Here is a 14,889-nt window from a genome sequence, read left to right on the forward strand (position 1 = left end):
CCAAAACCGGTCAGCGCATGAGCCGGATACACCCTTCTCAATCTGCGTCAAAACTCTGCCGCCCAAAACAGCATACTTCCCAGAACAAAACCCGTCGAAAATATCGATGGGTTTGTCAGCGGTCTGAGCCCGGTCGCGAGACCGGGCTTTTTCGATCCTGAACGGTTATTCCGTTCCCTGAATGGCTGCAAGCTGCCATTCGCCGCCATCCTTGCGGGTGAACGTCCAGAGCTCGACGCTTTCAACCGGCTCATTTGGATTGCCTTCCACGACAGCGCCGGTATTGCGATCCAGCATCACGTCGATTGCCGAATAGCGGATAGCAACGGTGGCGTATTCGGCATTGCCTTCGCGCCAGGCTTCGGAAACATCTCCCTGCAGAAGCTTCACGTCCTTCACCTCGTTGCGCATGCCGCTGGAAGCGATCTCGCCCAGCTCTTCCGCCAGATAAGACATGGCTTCCGGCGTGGTAAGCTTGCGCAGCGCCGCATAATCCTCGCGGCCATAGGCAGTCTGGATCTCGGAAAGCATCTGCTCGAAACGATCCAGATCTTCCTGACCGACATCCATCGGTTCGTCTTCAACCGCCGCAGCAGCAGGTGCGGCTTCCTGCTTGCTTTCAAACGGGTTTACGGATGGCGTACGGCCGCCAAAACCAGCCTGTGGGGCGGCAGCCTTTGCCGCGCCGAAGGGCTGCGCGCCTGCGTTACCGGCACCTGCCGCCGCTGGCTGGCGGCGGTTCGCGAACATGCGCATGACAAACATGGCAATGAGCGCGATCACTGCGACCTGCAGGATCAGCCCGAACATGCCCGCAAGACCGCCAAGGCCGTTACCGAGCAACATGCCGATCAGACCGCCGACCAGTAGGCCGCCCAGCATGGAACGGCCAAAACTGCCGAACATGCCGCCGGAACGCTGCGCCTGCGCCGCATTCTGCGTTGCGCCTGCCGCCGGGCGGCTGGTCTGTGTCGTGCCGGTATTGGGCGTCATCGAACGTTCGATGGGAGCGGCGTTGTTGGGTGCCGTGCGCGTCGGCGCCGGTGCGGAATAGGTGCGCGCACCGCGGCTGCCGAAACCGCCACCGCCCGCGCGGCGAGCCTCGGCGAAATCGACCGCAGCAAAGGAGGCAATCAGCCCCAACACCATTGCAGCTGTCAGTTTGGTCAGGCGGTTTCCGGAACCCGGCATCGGTTTCTCCCACTTAGAGTCATGTCTGAATGTTTAAATCAGTGCTCATATGGGAATTCGCCCCCGCCCCTCACAAGAGCGTGAAGGCAAAAAAATCCTGAAATTTCAAACTGGCCCAGGAAATATTAAACGGGCAATGCCGCGTCCAGAATCTGTATCTGAGGAGTGACGGAGCCATTCCAATGGTTTAGCGACAGATTTCCTGCCACATGCACGCTCTGGCCGATATTGTTGAACAGAAACCGCCCAAGATCGCCTTCCGCCGCCCGGAAGGCTATGGCATTGACGCGCTTTCCATCCGCGCCGCGCAATGTAACGCGCACATGGTCGCGTCCTACCCCCCGCACATCGGCCAGTATATGATGCGGCAGCGCCAATATGGGCTGCGGGTGCGCCGAGCCATAGGGCCCTGCCTTCTGCAAGGCTTCATAAAGCGACACGGTGGCGCCCGATGCGGCCAGCGCACCATCGATGGAAATGCTCTGGTTTTCCCGCAGGCGCGAAACGATATGCGCCGATTCTTCTTCAAGATAGGCGCGCAGAGCGCCAAGATTGCCGCGCTCGATGGTGATACCGGCTGCCATGGCATGACCGCCGCCCTTGACGAGCAGTCCGCGCTCCATTGCGCCGCGAACGAGCTTGCCGAGATCAAGCCCCATGATCGAACGCCCGGAGCCCGAACCAACGCCATTGGCGTTGAAGGCAATGGCAAAGGCGGGACGCCGCGCCTTTTCCTTCAACCGGGAGGCAAGCAGGCCAACAATACCGGGATGCCAGCGGTCGCTTGCCGTCACGATCACCGAGGCGCCCGCACCACCGGAGATTTCCAGCGAGGCTTCCGCTTCCGCCTCCACCAGCATCTCGGCCTCCATGGCCTGACGCTCCTGATTGAGCCGGTCGAGTTCAACAGCGATACGGTCCGCCGTTGCAGGATCATCCAGCGTCAGCAGCCGAGCGCCAAGCCCGGCATCGCCGATGCGTCCGCCCGCATTGATGCGCGGCCCGATCAGGTAACCCAGATGGAAGACATTGAGCGGCTCGCCAATGCGCGCCACACGGGCAAGTGCTGCAAGGCCGACATTGCTCTGTGAGCGCGCAACAAGCAGCCCCTTGACGACGAAAGCACGATTGACGCCGGTTAGCGGCACCACGTCGCAGACCGTGGCGAGCGCCACCAGATCGAGCAGGGAAAGCAGATCAGGGCCCGGCCCTTTGCCACGCTCGCGCAAGATTTTTGTCACCTGCACCAGCGTCAGAAAAACCACGCCCGCCGCGCAGAGATGCCCTTGCAGGGAAATATCGTCTTCACGGTTCGGATTGACGATTGCCACCGCATCTTCCGGCAGGTCGCCGCCAACCTGATGGTGATCGAGCACCACGACGTCCGCCCCGGCCTGCTTCGCCGCCGTGATGGAAGGGGCGCTGTTGGTACCGCAATCGACGGTCACGATCAGGGTCGCACCCTTGGCAACCAGATCGCGCATGGCATCGGGGTTTGGGCCATAACCTTCAAAAATCCGGTCGGGAATGTAGATGGAGTGCTGAATGCCGTAATGTTTGAAAAAACGCGCCATCAAGGCGGAGGAACAGGCCCCATCCACATCGTAGTCGCCGAAAATGGCTACGGTCTCGCGGCGCAGAATGGCGTCCGCAATGCGCCCTGCCGCATTTTCCATATCGGTGAGCGTTGCCGGATCGGGCATGAGATTGCGCAGTGTCGGATCGACAAACTCCGGCGCGCCTTCCACGGACACGCCCCTCCCGGCCAGCACGCGGGCGACAAGATCGGAAATGCCGTGATGCTGCGCGATGGCAAGTGCCGTATTGGCCTCACGAAGGCCAAGCCGGTCCACCCATTTCTGCCCGGTTGCGGATTGTTTTATTCCGAGGAAAAAGCGCTCTGTGGTCATAAGATTCTAAAGACACAAAAGGCGGCATTTTTGCAATGCCGCCTTTTGCCAACTTGAAAAATGTCCTGTCAGAATTTCGACAAATCCTGATGCCTTGCCTTGATTTCGCGCACCGTCTGCGAGCTTGAACGCATGACGATGGTGTGCGTCTGGATATAGTCGCGGGCGAACTTGACGCCGGAAAGCATGTTGCCGTCCGTCACGCCGGTCGCGGCAAAAAGCACGTCGCCCTTGGCCATTTCTTCCATCGTGTAGACCTTCTTGGGGTCTGCGATGCCCATCTTGGCGGCGCGAGCGATCTTTTCATCGGTATTGAGCTGGAGACGGCCCTGCATCTGGCCACCGATGCAGCGCAGCGCTGCCGCAGCCAGAACGCCCTCAGGCGCACCACCGATACCGATATAGATGTCGATGCCGGTTTCATCCGGGTTGGTCGTGTGCATCACGCCGGCCACGTCACCGTCGCCGATCAGGCGGATGGCCGCGCCGGTCGCACGCACTTCCTCGATCAGCCGCGCATGGCGCGGGCGGTCCATGATGCAGGCGGTGATTTCATTCGGCTTCACGCCCTTTGCCTTGGCAACCGACATGATGTTGTCCGTCGGGCTGGCGTCGAGATCGACGACGCCCTTCGCATAACCCGGACCGACAGCGATCTTTTCCATGTAGACGTCCGGCGCGTAAAGCAGGTTGCCCTTCTCGGCAATCGCGATGACGGCGAGCGAGTTCGGCAGGTTCTTGGCGCAGATCGTGGTGCCTTCCAGCGGATCAAGCGCGATATCGACGTCCGGTCCCTGCCGGGTGCCAACTTCTTCGCCAATATAGAGCATCGGCGCTTCGTCGCGCTCGCCCTCACCGATAACCACCGTCCCGGCAATCGGAAGGCGGTTCAATTCCTGACGCATGGCATCGACGGCGGCCTGATCAGCGGCCATCTCGTCGCCCCGGCCACGCAGCCTCGCCGCCGCCACTGCTGCACGCTCGGCCACGCGGACCAGTTCGAGTGTGAGGATGCGGTCGAGTCCGTGGGGTTGCTGCTCTGCGGTCTTGGCCATTTGAACAAAGTCCTGAATTCGAATTGCGTGGATGCGGCGCATGACGCCCGCGACTGCCGCCTCTTATAGCGACACTGTGCAAACCTTTTGTCAAAGTCCCCGGCACCCTGCAAGGGCGCGAAGGCCAAAAACATTGTACGCTCAAACTCTTAATCGATTTAAGCAATACACGCTTCGTTTCACCTCTCGACCGGATGTGAACACTCACGCCCGGCCAGAAGTTATCAAACAACCGAAAGATGTTGCACCTATTCAGCTTCCTATAGCATCGAAGAAAAACTCCGGACTTTCCAGCTCGACCAGCTTTTTTCTTTCGATCATCCAGAACCGGTTGCCGACATTGCGAACAAAACTGCGGTCGTGCGAGACGATCAGGCTTGCCGCCTCATTGCGCAGCAGTTCCACTTCCAACGCTTCCTGCCCCTCGATATCGAGATGGTTGGTCGGTTCATCGAGAATATAGAAGTTCGGATTGGTCAGCCGCAGAACCAGCATCGCCAGCCGCGCCTTCTGCCCGCCAGACAGGCGTTCCAGCGGCTTCGCCTGCATTTCAAGCGTCATACCGGCACCGGCGAGCAGCGATCGCGTCCGCTGGTCGCCAATATCGAAGCGTCTCGCAATCGTCTCGAACGGCGTCCAGTCCGGACGAAGTTCCGACAGAGCCTGATCGCTATATCCAAGCACCAGCGATGGCGTCGCCTTGACCCCGGTCTGCGCCCGTTCCGGAGCAAGGATGGCCTCGCGCACCAGCGTCAGCAGCCGCGTCTTGCCCATGCCGTTGGCGCCCAGCAGGACAATGCGGTCGCCCGGATTGATCCAAAACTGCCCCGTCTTGAAAAGAAGCCTGCCATCGGGCGTAGCAATATCGGCGTGATCGAGAACAACCAGCGCCTTGGCGTGGCTGCCGCGGCTGTTCAATATGATCTTGCCGGCAGAGCGCTCCACATGGGCTGCCTTGGCAGTTTCCTCGATCTTGTCGGCCCGCGCTTTCAACTGCTTGGTCTTGATCACGAGCAGGTCGCTGCCGGAATTGATGCCGATATTGTTGAGCTTCGCCGCCTGCCTGCGCAATTGCTGGACCGTTTTCATGTCCTTTTCGAACTGCCGGGCATCCGCCGCGTCGATTTCATCGAGCGCAACCCGTGCCTGACTATATGGCAGAGCGAAAATCGGTGATTTTTCCGCCCTCAGGAACAGGGTGCGCTTCGTCACCGCATCCAGAAAGGCGCGGTCGTGACTGCTGACCACGACCGCGACCGAACGCGGCAGCGCATTCAGCCAGTCTTCCAGCAACCGCACCTTTTCGAGGTCCAGATGGTTGGTCGGCTCATCGAGAAGGAGAACATCGGGTTCCGACACCCAAGCGCGGGCCAGAAGCGCAAGCCGCTGCCAGCCGCCGCTGAGTTGGCACACCGGAAGCTGGCGCAATTCATCGGCCACGCACAGATCATCCAGAACGATATCGGCGCGCCAGCTTTCATAATCCCGCGCTTCTTCATCGAGCCCATCCAGCACAACTTCGTAGAAACTGCGGTCTAGCAGGCTTTCCGGCACATATTGGCTGACATAGCCGATTTTCAATCCACGCGACCGGGTGATCGTTCCGAGTGTCGGTTCACCATCGCCGACAAGGAGGCGCAGAAGGCTGGTCTTGCCGCGCCCGTTGGCAGCAACGAGACCAAGGCGCTCGCCCTCGCCTATGGCGAGATCGAGATTGGCAAAGAGGGGTTCATGAAGGGTAAGCGAAAGATTCTGGATAGAAACAAGAGACATGGCAATCAGCCCAATTCTGCCACGCACAAATGCCCGGTTTCCAAACCGCGATATGCATCAATGTGCTGGCGAATGTCCGGCACGGTCGATGACCGCGCCTTCAGGAAAAGGCAGAATAAGACAGTGGTTTCAGTGTCTTTTTTCCGCCCTGCACAAATTACTTATGCAGGGCAAAACCGGGGCCATACTGACGGTGATGATCATGACGCGTCACATACATCGTACAGCCCTCCTTTTCCTGTTTATCTCTTGAAACGAATAACCCGGCCTTCATAACAAAGGTGAATCGAACCTGCAAGAGAGCAGAATATCCGCAGTCAGCCCGCCCGTTCGATGCGGATCATCTGCGGCTTGTCGACCAGATGGTCATCCTTGAGGATCGCTTCCAGCGCCTTCTTGACGGCCGATTCGGTCGTTTCATGCGTGACGAGGATGACCGTCTTGATGCCTTCCCTTGCTGCATCGTCCATCGGCGGACGCTGCACGATGGATTCCAGCGAAATGTCATTTTCCGCCATGCGCTTGGCGATGGCCGCAAAAGCGCCGATACGGTCAAGCACAGTCAGGCGGATGAAGTAACCGCCCGCATGCTTGCGCATCTTGGCGCGTTTATAGGGCTGCAACGCCTTGGCAGGCGTGCCGAACACCGGCCCGTGCTGGAAACCCGGACGGCTCTTGGCAATATCGGCAACGTCGCCGATCACGGCGGATGCCGTGGCATTGCCGCCCGCGCCGGGACCGGAAAGCAGAAGCTCGCCCAGAAGATCGGTTTCGATTGCAACGGCATTGGTGACACCGTGAACCTGCGCGATCACCGACGAGGTTGGCACCATGGTCGGGTGCACGCGCTGTTCGATACCCGTATCGGTCTTCTGCGCAACGCCCAGAAGCTTGATGCGATAGCCGAGTTCATCGGCGGCGCGAATATCGGCCAGCGAAATATTGCTGATGCCTTCGAGATAAATATCGTCGGCTGCGATCTGCGTGCCGAAGGCAAGGCTGGTCAGCAGCGCCAGCTTGTGCGCCGTGTCGTTGCCTTCAATGTCGAAAGTCGGGTCGGCTTCGGCATAGCCGAGGCGCTGCGCATCCTTGAGACAGGCTTCGAATGAAATTCCCTCTTCCCACATCCGGGTCAGGATATAGTTGCAGGTGCCGTTCATGATGCCATAGACGCGCGAAACCGTGTTGCCGGTCAGCGATTCACGCATGGCCTTGATAACCGGGATACCGCCTGCGACAGCGGCTTCAAAATTGAGCAGAACGCCCTTGTCCTCGGCGATCTTGGCAAGCGCAACGCCGTGGCGCGCAAGCAGGGCCTTGTTTGCGGTCACGACATGGCGACCCGCGCGCAGAGCCGCTTCCACGGAAGCTTTCGCCGGGCCATCCTCGCCGCCGATCAGCTCAACAAAAACGTCGATTTCCGCAGATTTGGCCAGCTCAACCGGATCGTCGAACCATGCGATGCCGGAAAGATCGATGCCGCGATCCCGCGTGCGGTCGCGAGCGCTGACCGCCGTAACCGTCACAGGCTTGCCGCATTGGCGCGTGAGCATTTCGGACTTGTCACGCAGGATACGCAACACCGAAGCACCAACGGTGCCGAGCCCGGCAACGCCGATCCGTAATGCATCACTCATTATATCGACCTTCTGTATGGAGTAGCTATCAGGTGGGATGCACGGGCGGCGAGTTGCCGCCCCTAGCGATTTCTAAAGACTATCCGCGACGACCGTCGAGCGGAATCACATTTTGCAGGTTCTCATGCTTGGCGGAGAGAAAACGCTTGATGTTGCGCGCAGCCTGACGGATGCGGTGCTCGTTCTCGACCAGCGCGATACGCACATAGTCGTCGCCGTGTTCGCCAAAGCCAATGCCCGGCGCGACGGCCACATCGGCCTGTTCGACCAGAAGCTTGGAGAATTCAAGCGAACCCAGCGAGCGGAAGCGTTCCGGGATCGGAACCCAGGCAAACATGGTCGCAGCAGGCGGTGGAATATCCCAGCCTGCCCGACCGAAGCTTTCGACCAGTACGTCACGGCGCTGCTTGTAGACATTGCGCACATAGGCGATATCCGAGCCGTCGCCATTGAGCGCCGCCGTTGCAGCAACCTGGATCGGCGTGAACGCGCCATAATCGAGATAGGATTTTACGCGCGTCAGCGCGGCGATCAGACGCTCATTGCCAACCGCAAAGCCCATGCGCCAGCCCGGCATGGAGAATGTCTTCGACATGGAAGTAAACTCGACGGTCACATCCATGGCGCCCGGCACTTCCAGCACGGATGGCGGCGGATTGCCGTCGAAATAGATTTCCGAATAGGCGAGATCCGACAGGATGACGATGTCATGCTTGCGCGCAAAAGCCACAACATCCTTGTAGAAATCGAGCGTCGCCACATAGGCCGTCGGGTTGGACGGGAAATTGAGGATCAGCGCGATCGGCTTCGGGATGGAATGCTTCACGCCGCGCTCAAGCGTCGGGATGAAATTCTCATCCGGCTTTGCCTGTACCGAGCGGATGACGCCGCCCGACATGATGAAGCCGAAGGAGTGGATCGGATAGGTCGGGTCCGGGCAAAGCACCACATCGCCCGGCGCGGTGATGGCCTGCGCCATATTGGCGAAGCCTTCCTTGGAGCCGAGCGTGGCGACAACCTGCGTGTCCGGATTGAGCTTCACGCCAAAGCGGCGCGCATAATATTGCGCCTGCGCACGGCGCAAGCCCGGAATGCCCTTGGAAGCCGAATAACGATGGGCGCGCGGGTCCTGCACGGCCTCGCAAAGCTTGTCGACGATGTTCTGCGGGGTCGGAAGATCGGGGTTGCCCATGCCAAGGTCGATGATGTCGGCACCCGCCGCTCGCGCCGATGCCTTCAGACGGTTTACCTGTTCAAAGACATAAGGGGGCAGACGGCGGACTTTATGGAATTCTTCCGACATGATCCTGTTCCAGTGGAGGGTTGAACGTAATGGCGCGTATGCGCCGCCAAGGAGCTATACACCTGTTCTCGAATCGGGTCGAGACATGTTGCCGCGTCAAAGAACGCGGCTTTCGTCTTTAGAGCACATCCCGAAAAGTGTGAAACGGTTTTCGGGTAAGATGCGCGCCAAACCCCAAGGAAGAGGATTACTCTTCCCCGCTTTCGATCTGTTTCAGGGTAGCGTCCGTATCCTGCTGCGCCTGCTTGCGCAGTGCAGCAGCTTCGGCGGGCGTGAAACCCGCGCCGCCGGTTCTGGATGCCGCCAGACGCGTGCGGTCGGCATCAAGCTTGGTTGTAAGCTGCTGCTTTTCTTCCGCAGTGATCTGCGTGGTCGCAGCCTTCGGCATATGGCCGAATGTCGGGAAGACACCGGTCCGGGAAGCGCCTTCCTGCGGCGTGCCCTGAAACTCTTTTCCGCCCGCGCACGCAGTGAGCATCGCCGCCGCTGTTGCTGCCAGCAAAAGATTGGCGATCTGCCGCGTGCGCTTGGTCATGTTTCTGTTCCCGGTTGATGCCGCATAAGGCGCTGTTGGCCCAGCGCCAGACAAAGATAAAGCAATTGCCAACGGATAGCACCAAGTCGAGGCGTCCTGTCAACAAGTGAGTGATGCAAATCGGAAATTCGCCTTGTCCTGAAGGCCGGAACGCCACACCAACGGGCCATCAGAAAGGAAAAACCTAACCAAGAGTTACACGAAGTAATATTTTGTTATATGCGAATATTCCGCGCTAAATGCCAAGTCATTTAACACCACATGCGCATCAATAGTTGCACTCGGCGATTAAAAAACTTAAAAATTGGTAGCGAATTGCCGGACAGGTGATTTGCCCCTTGCAGCGAAATGACTGTCATTGCTCTGAAGTGACTATCATAACACGCTGATATTTCTGAATTTCTTTCCCGGCACAAACAGTCGGGAGCTGTGGGGACGATCAGCCACTGGACGTGACGTCAGCCTCGCACGGGAGAGCCGATCTCCCGAAACCAGGTAGGCCCGGAGAAATTCGGGGCGCCAAACTGGTCAGGGAAATCGAGCTGGAGCAGACTGTTGAAATTTGCACATTCTACACACCGGACCTCCGGCAGGTTTCTATCAGGCAGCGTGGCTTTGCTTGCGCTTCTTGTCACGTCCTGCACATCAACCGGGACGGGACTTGACGGCAAGCCGCTTCAGATGACCTCCGCCGCCGATGGCTCCGTCATTGCGGACACGCTGCAAAGCGCCGCTGACCAGACAGCCGCCGCAGAGGCGGCGACGGCCTCTTCCACGGAAGAGAAAAAAGCGGAAGCCAAGCCCGGTGAAACAAAGCCTGCTGTCGTGGCAGCGGCGACAAACACCAATAATAAAGAGCAGGCGAAGCCGGCCACAACTGCCGCGGCCACCGAGCAGCAGCCGACCGAGGTTGCCGCCCTCGCCCCGCAGCAACCGAAGAGCACATCGCTTTTTGGCATGTTCGGCGGCAGCAAGCCCGCAGCGCCGGAACCGGCTCAAGCTACGGAACAGCCAGCGGAAGCAGCATCTGCCGAAACTGCAAAGAAGCCCCAAGAACCGGCAAAGGAAGAAAAGAGGGCCGGGGCAGCCGAACCGCAGCAGACCGCGGCGGCAAAGCCTGCCGAGGCTGAAAAGCCGGTTCAGGTCGCTTCCCTGTTTGGTTCCACAAAGAGCGCTTACGCCTCGCCACAGCGCCCAACAGCCTCGCAAGGCAGCATCGCCCGGCTTTTCTCCGACGAATCGACCGGCGCACGCTCCGATAGAACGGAAAACAAGAAACTGGCCGTGGTGAAGCCGGTTTCGCCTTCCGCCAAGCATGATTACAATTATTCACTGCCGGGCGTGCGACCGAATGGCGGCATCGAGATCAAGCATCGCAACAGTCTCTATGACGATAGCGATATTGATGCGAACGAAGACGATGAATTTGCAAGCGTGACGCTTGCGTCAGCGCCGGGTCTTGCCCGCCTTGCGCCCAATGGCCTGAAAGTACAAAGAGAAACCGTGGATGTCGCCTGCCTCAAGCCGCAGCTCGTTTCCATGCTGAAAACCATGGAGCGTCATTTCCGCCGTCCGGTGATGGTGACTTCGGGCTATCGCAGCCCCTCCTATAATCGCAAGGTCAACGGCGCCCGCAAATCGCTCCATATGATCTGCGCTGCGGCAGACATCCAGATCGATGGCGTTTCCAAATGGGAAATCGCCCGCTTCGCGCGCTCCATGCCGGGACGTGGCGGCGTCGGCACCTATTGCCACACGACTTCGGTTCACGTCGATGTTGGTCCGGAGCGCGACTGGAACTGGCGCTGCAAGGGCTGAGAAGCACCCCTCACCGAACACCGGAAGCCGGATCGCATGATCCGGCTTTTCTTTTGCCTTTATTTTTCAAGGAAGTAACGAAATCGATCGGGGAAGTTTTCCCCATTTTTGCAGTACATTCGATTTTTTTCAGAAAAGTGTTTTTTGGGGCTTGCGAGTCAGAACCTTCCTCAATATAAGCCCACTCACACCAGCAACGGGCGCCCATCGTCTAGCGGTTAGGACGCCGCCCTTTCACGGCGGAAACAGGGGTTCGATTCCCCTTGGGCGTACCATTGCTGGTTTTTCTTTTCCCTTACAATTCAATATGTTAGCGCTGGGCGCAAGCTGTTTTGCGCTGTTTGAACTTATTCACAGACAGGTGAAAAAGGGGCTTGCATGTCGGAAATTTCCTGACTATAAGCGCCCCACACCAGCAACGGGCGCCCATCGTCTAGCGGTTAGGACGCCGCCCTTTCACGGCGGAAACAGGGGTTCGATTCCCCTTGGGCGTACCATTGCTGGTTTTTCTTTTCCTTAGAATTGACGCAAATATTACTGGCTGAACTGCCAGGATGTTGCTACGCGCCGGACTGTAACCTTCCTGAAAGGACAGCATGATGCCGAAAGCAACAGCAATCGTTTCCACCGCCCATGCCAGCCGCTACCTGCAGCAGCTCTGCAAGCATTGGGCGCACAAATTCACGGTAGAATTCACTCCTGAACACGGCACGATCGATCTCGGCGAGAACCGTCTCGTGATTCTCGATGCCGATGCTGAAAAACTGACCGCGACCGTGGAAACCTCGGAAGAAAACCTCCCCCGTCTTCAAGAGGTGGTGGCAAGCCATGTCGTCCGCTTCGCTTTTCGCGAGGAACTCGTCTTCGACTGGGTGAAAAACTAGCAAGATCCGGCGGCGTTTACCCTATCCGTAAAATGCCCGCAAATTGCCCGGAATAGCCATTATCGCATCACAATCCGGGCAAATTCTCCCGTGAAATTCCTCCCAGTTTCAAATGATTGATTTGATGGGGAAGAATAATGACAAGCGAAACAAGAACCACCCTCACCTTTCTCGGTGCCGGTCTCGTTGCTGCGGCAATGGTACTGGGTGCGGATATGAGCTGGGCCGACGTTCTCAAGGCCTTGTTCTGACCCCGGCCCCGTCTATCCGCTATTTCGGCGAGGCTGGCAGAAAAGCCTTTCGCATGCGCGCCGAACTGCTCTACATCGGCGCATGATTTTTCAAACTCCTCTGGTTACCGGCAGGCTGGAACGCCGCTACAAAAGATTTCTCGCCGACGTCACGCTTGATGACGGGCGGTTCATCACGGCGTCCGTGCCCAACACCGGCTCGATGCTCGGATTGACCGCTCCGGGTTCCCGCGTCTGGCTGAGTGTTTCGGATGCCCCTCACCGCAAATATCCCCACACGCTGCAAATCGTCGAAGCGGATAATACGCTGGTCGGCGTGAATACCGCCTTGCCCAACAGAATCGCCGAGGAAGCGATCCTCAACGGTCTCATTCCCGACCTCGCGGGATATGCCAGCCTCAAGCGCGAGCAGAAATATGGCCGCAATTCGCGCATTGATCTTCTGCTCGATGACGGTCCGCGCCAGCGCGCCTATGTCGAGGTCAAGAATGTGCATTTCATCCGGACACTCGGACTGGCGGAGTTTCCCGATACGGTGACGGCGCGCGGCGCAAAACACCTCGACGAGCTGGTCGACGTGGTTGCCGCTGGTCATCGTGGCGTGATGCTGTTTATTATCCAGCGAAACGATTGCAGCAGATTCAGTATTTCCGGCGATCTCGACCCCACTTACGCACGCGCTTTTGAACACGCGCTTGCAAACGGGGTTGAGGCCTGGGCCGTTCGGTGCCACATAACGGATAGCAGCATTGACGCCACCGGGCTGGTGCCAATCGAGTAAATGAGACGGATCGAAGTGATGGTAACCTATATCGAAGCGACAAGCGCACCCATGAAATATACGGGCCAGATCAGGCTCTATGGCCCCGAAGCCTTCGAGGGGATGCGCACGGTCTGCAATCTGACGGCGCGCTGTCTCGATGCGCTCAACGATATCGTCAAGCCCGGTGTGACCACCAACGAGATCGACCGCTTCGTGTTCGAATTTGGCATGGATCACGGCGCGTTTCCGGCAACGCTGAACTATCGCGGCTATACGAAATCGACCTGCACGTCGATCAATCACGTCGTCTGCCACGGCATCCCGAACGACAAGCCGCTGCGCGAGGGCGATATCGTCAATATTGACGTGACCTATCTTCTCGATGGCTGGCATGGCGATTCCAGCCGCATGTATGCGGTAGGCGGCATCAAGCGCGCTGCCGAGCGGCTGCTGGAAGTCACCTATGAAAGCCTTTTGCGCGGGATCGCGGCCGTCAAGCCGGGCGCCAAGACCGGCGCAATCGGCGCAGCGATCCAGACCTATGCCGAAGGCGAGCGCTGCTCTGTCGTGCGCGATTTCTGCGGCCACGGTGTCGGGCAGCTTTTTCACGATGCGCCGAATATCCTTCATTACGGCACGCCGAATGAAGGCGTGGAAATCAAGGAAGGCATGATCTTCACCATCGAGCCGATGATCAATCTCGGCAAGCCGCATGTGAAGGTTCTCGCCGATGGCTGGACGGCGGTTACACGAGATCGGTCGCTGACGGCGCAATATGAACACACGGTCGGCGTTACGAAAGACGGCTGCGAGATATTCACACTCTCTCCAGCCAATGTCTTCGGACCGCCTTCCATGAGATAATGTCGAAGTGATATTGTCCCGATAATTGTCTGGTCTGTTTTTGCGGGGGTTTAAACAGGATGGCAAAGAGCAGGAACGAGCCGGGTAATGCGCAATTGCCCGGCTTCAGCGATACGCTGCAATTAGCGCCCAAAATCGACAAGCCGCATTACGCCGGTCATCGTGATCGCCTCAAACAGCGTTTCAGGGAAACGCCCGATGCATTGGCGGATTATGAATTGCTCGAAATGCTGCTGTTTCGTGCCATTCGCCGCGCTGACACCAAGCCGCTCGCCAAGGCGCTTCTGACCCGGTTCGGCTCGATTGCCGAGGTGCTGGCCGCGCCCGAAAAGCTGATCGCTGAAGTGCCCGGTGCTGGCCCCACTGTCGCGCATGAACTCAAGCTTGTGGAAGCCATCGCCAAGCGAAGCGCGCGAAGCGCGGTCATGGAGCGCGAAGTGCTTGGCTCATGGAACCAGGTCATCGAATATTGCACCACCGCCATGGCATACGAGACCCGCGAGCAGTTCCGCATCCTATTCCTCGACAAGAAGAACAGGATGATTGCCGATGAAGTGCAGCAGACCGGCACGGTCGACCACACGCCGGTCTATCCGCGCGAGGTGGTCAAACGCGCGCTGGAACTTTCTGCCACGGCCATTATTTTGGTCCACAACCACCCATCAGGCGATCCGACTCCATCGCGCGCCGATATCGACATGACCCGACAGCTCGTCAATGCCGCCAAGGCGCTCAACATCGCCGTGCACGACCATGTCATCGTCGGGAAGCACGGCCATGCCAGCTTCCGCGGGCTGGGATTGATCTGACAAAACTCCGGCGTCACGCAGTTACCGATTGTTAAGCATAGCGCAAGGAATGATTGCGCAATGCATGGAAATCGCTCGAATTTTCTTAAATTTGGA

General features: G+C 58.5%; 12 protein-coding genes and 2 tRNA genes. 7 read left to right on the top strand and 7 right to left on the bottom strand.

The annotated features are described in order from the left end of the window. Nucleotides 1-165: 165 nt before the first annotated feature. The 7 genes from F9K78_RS00005 to F9K78_RS00035 all read right to left on the bottom strand — a co-directional run bounded on the left by F9K78_RS00005 (nucleotide 166) and on the right by F9K78_RS00035 (nucleotide 9,404). A complete protein-coding gene (locus tag F9K78_RS00005) occupies nucleotides 166-1,191 on the bottom strand; it encodes a Tim44 domain-containing protein (RefSeq protein WP_121982282.1) in 1,026 nt (341 codons plus the stop codon). A gap of 125 nt (nucleotides 1,192-1,316) precedes the next feature. Next, nucleotides 1,317-3,101, bottom strand: coding sequence for a single-stranded-DNA-specific exonuclease RecJ (recJ, locus tag F9K78_RS00010; RefSeq protein ID WP_121982281.1), 1,785 nt, complete (start codon nucleotides 3,099-3,101; stop codon nucleotides 1,317-1,319). A 68-nt stretch (nucleotides 3,102-3,169) separates the two neighbouring features. Further along, complete coding sequence (gene glpX / locus F9K78_RS00015) at nucleotides 3,170-4,156, bottom strand: class II fructose-bisphosphatase (protein WP_121982294.1); 987 nt, start codon at nucleotides 4,154-4,156, stop codon at nucleotides 3,170-3,172. 252 nt (nucleotides 4,157-4,408) lie between these two features. Continuing rightward, entirely contained in the window at nucleotides 4,409-5,929 is a 1,521-nt protein-coding gene (locus F9K78_RS00020) for an ABC-F family ATP-binding cassette domain-containing protein (RefSeq protein ID WP_121982293.1), read from the bottom strand. Nucleotides 5,930-6,246: 317 nt separating this feature from the next. Continuing rightward, nucleotides 6,247-7,566: a homoserine dehydrogenase gene (locus F9K78_RS00025; RefSeq protein ID WP_121982280.1), complete on the bottom strand. Its 1,320-nt coding sequence runs from the start codon at nucleotides 7,564-7,566 to the stop codon at nucleotides 6,247-6,249. A 79-nt stretch (nucleotides 7,567-7,645) separates the two neighbouring features. Further along, nucleotides 7,646-8,869 carry an LL-diaminopimelate aminotransferase gene (locus F9K78_RS00030; RefSeq protein ID WP_121982279.1) on the bottom strand — a complete coding sequence of 408 codons (1,224 nt, stop codon included), beginning with the start codon at nucleotides 8,867-8,869 and terminating at the stop codon, nucleotides 7,646-7,648. A 187-nt stretch (nucleotides 8,870-9,056) separates the two neighbouring features. Continuing rightward, nucleotides 9,057-9,404 (bottom strand): hypothetical protein, encoded by a 348-nt coding sequence (locus F9K78_RS00035; RefSeq protein ID WP_006467069.1) that lies wholly within the window; start codon nucleotides 9,402-9,404, stop codon nucleotides 9,057-9,059. Between the two features lie 555 nt (nucleotides 9,405-9,959). Between F9K78_RS00035 and F9K78_RS00040 the strand changes: the two genes are divergently transcribed. The 7 genes from F9K78_RS00040 (at nucleotide 9,960) to radC (ending at nucleotide 14,793) form a co-directional block, all read left to right on the top strand. Then, nucleotides 9,960-11,222, top strand: a complete 1,263-nt coding sequence (locus F9K78_RS00040; protein WP_121985065.1) for a D-Ala-D-Ala carboxypeptidase family metallohydrolase — start codon at nucleotides 9,960-9,962, stop codon at nucleotides 11,220-11,222. Between the two features lie 200 nt (nucleotides 11,223-11,422). After that, nucleotides 11,423-11,497, top strand: a tRNA-Glu gene (locus F9K78_RS00045). 147 nt (nucleotides 11,498-11,644) lie between these two features. Then, nucleotides 11,645-11,719 (top strand) — tRNA-Glu (locus F9K78_RS00050). Nucleotides 11,720-11,821: 102 nt separating this feature from the next. Then, the gene (locus tag F9K78_RS00055) at nucleotides 11,822-12,106 is read left to right on the top strand and encodes a DUF2218 domain-containing protein (RefSeq protein WP_121982292.1); all 285 of its coding nucleotides are present in this window, start codon (nucleotides 11,822-11,824) and stop codon (nucleotides 12,104-12,106) included. Between the two features lie 333 nt (nucleotides 12,107-12,439). Next, the gene (sfsA, locus tag F9K78_RS00060; RefSeq protein ID WP_121982277.1) at nucleotides 12,440-13,138 is read left to right on the top strand and encodes a DNA/RNA nuclease SfsA; all 699 of its coding nucleotides are present in this window, start codon (nucleotides 12,440-12,442) and stop codon (nucleotides 13,136-13,138) included. 18 nt (nucleotides 13,139-13,156) lie between these two features. Further along, nucleotides 13,157-13,984: a type I methionyl aminopeptidase gene (map, locus tag F9K78_RS00065; protein WP_121982276.1), complete on the top strand. Its 828-nt coding sequence runs from the start codon at nucleotides 13,157-13,159 to the stop codon at nucleotides 13,982-13,984. Nucleotides 13,985-14,043: 59 nt separating this feature from the next. Next, nucleotides 14,044-14,793 carry a RadC family protein gene (gene radC, locus F9K78_RS00070; RefSeq protein WP_151682027.1) on the top strand — a complete coding sequence of 250 codons (750 nt, stop codon included), beginning with the start codon at nucleotides 14,044-14,046 and terminating at the stop codon, nucleotides 14,791-14,793. The last annotated feature ends 96 nt before the right edge of the window (nucleotides 14,794-14,889 follow it).

This window comes from Brucella pseudintermedia (genome assembly GCF_008932435.1).
Classification (GTDB): Bacteria; Pseudomonadota; Alphaproteobacteria; order Rhizobiales; family Rhizobiaceae; genus Brucella; species Brucella pseudintermedia.

Excerpts from the sequence above, each read along its gene's own strand:
- F9K78_RS00005 (WP_121982282.1), bottom strand. The coding sequence starts at position 1,191 with ATGCCGGGTTCCGGAAACCGCCTGACCAAACTGACAGCTGCAATGGTG.
- recJ (WP_121982281.1), bottom strand. The coding sequence starts at position 3,101 with ATGACCACAGAGCGCTTTTTCCTCGGAATAAAACAATCCGCAACCGGG.
- glpX (WP_121982294.1), bottom strand. The coding sequence starts at position 4,156 with ATGGCCAAGACCGCAGAGCAGCAACCCCACGGACTCGACCGCATCCTC.
- F9K78_RS00020 (WP_121982293.1), bottom strand. The coding sequence starts at position 5,929 with ATGTCTCTTGTTTCTATCCAGAATCTTTCGCTTACCCTTCATGAACCC.
- F9K78_RS00025 (WP_121982280.1), bottom strand. The coding sequence starts at position 7,566 with ATGAGTGATGCATTACGGATCGGCGTTGCCGGGCTCGGCACCGTTGGT.
- F9K78_RS00030 (WP_121982279.1), bottom strand. The coding sequence starts at position 8,869 with ATGTCGGAAGAATTCCATAAAGTCCGCCGTCTGCCCCCTTATGTCTTT.
- F9K78_RS00035 (WP_006467069.1), bottom strand. The coding sequence starts at position 9,404 with ATGACCAAGCGCACGCGGCAGATCGCCAATCTTTTGCTGGCAGCAACA.
- F9K78_RS00055 (WP_121982292.1), top strand. The coding sequence starts at position 11,822 with ATGCCGAAAGCAACAGCAATCGTTTCCACCGCCCATGCCAGCCGCTAC.
- sfsA (WP_121982277.1), top strand. The coding sequence starts at position 12,440 with ATGATTTTTCAAACTCCTCTGGTTACCGGCAGGCTGGAACGCCGCTAC.
- map (WP_121982276.1), top strand. The coding sequence starts at position 13,157 with ATGGTAACCTATATCGAAGCGACAAGCGCACCCATGAAATATACGGGC.
- radC (WP_151682027.1), top strand. The coding sequence starts at position 14,044 with ATGGCAAAGAGCAGGAACGAGCCGGGTAATGCGCAATTGCCCGGCTTC.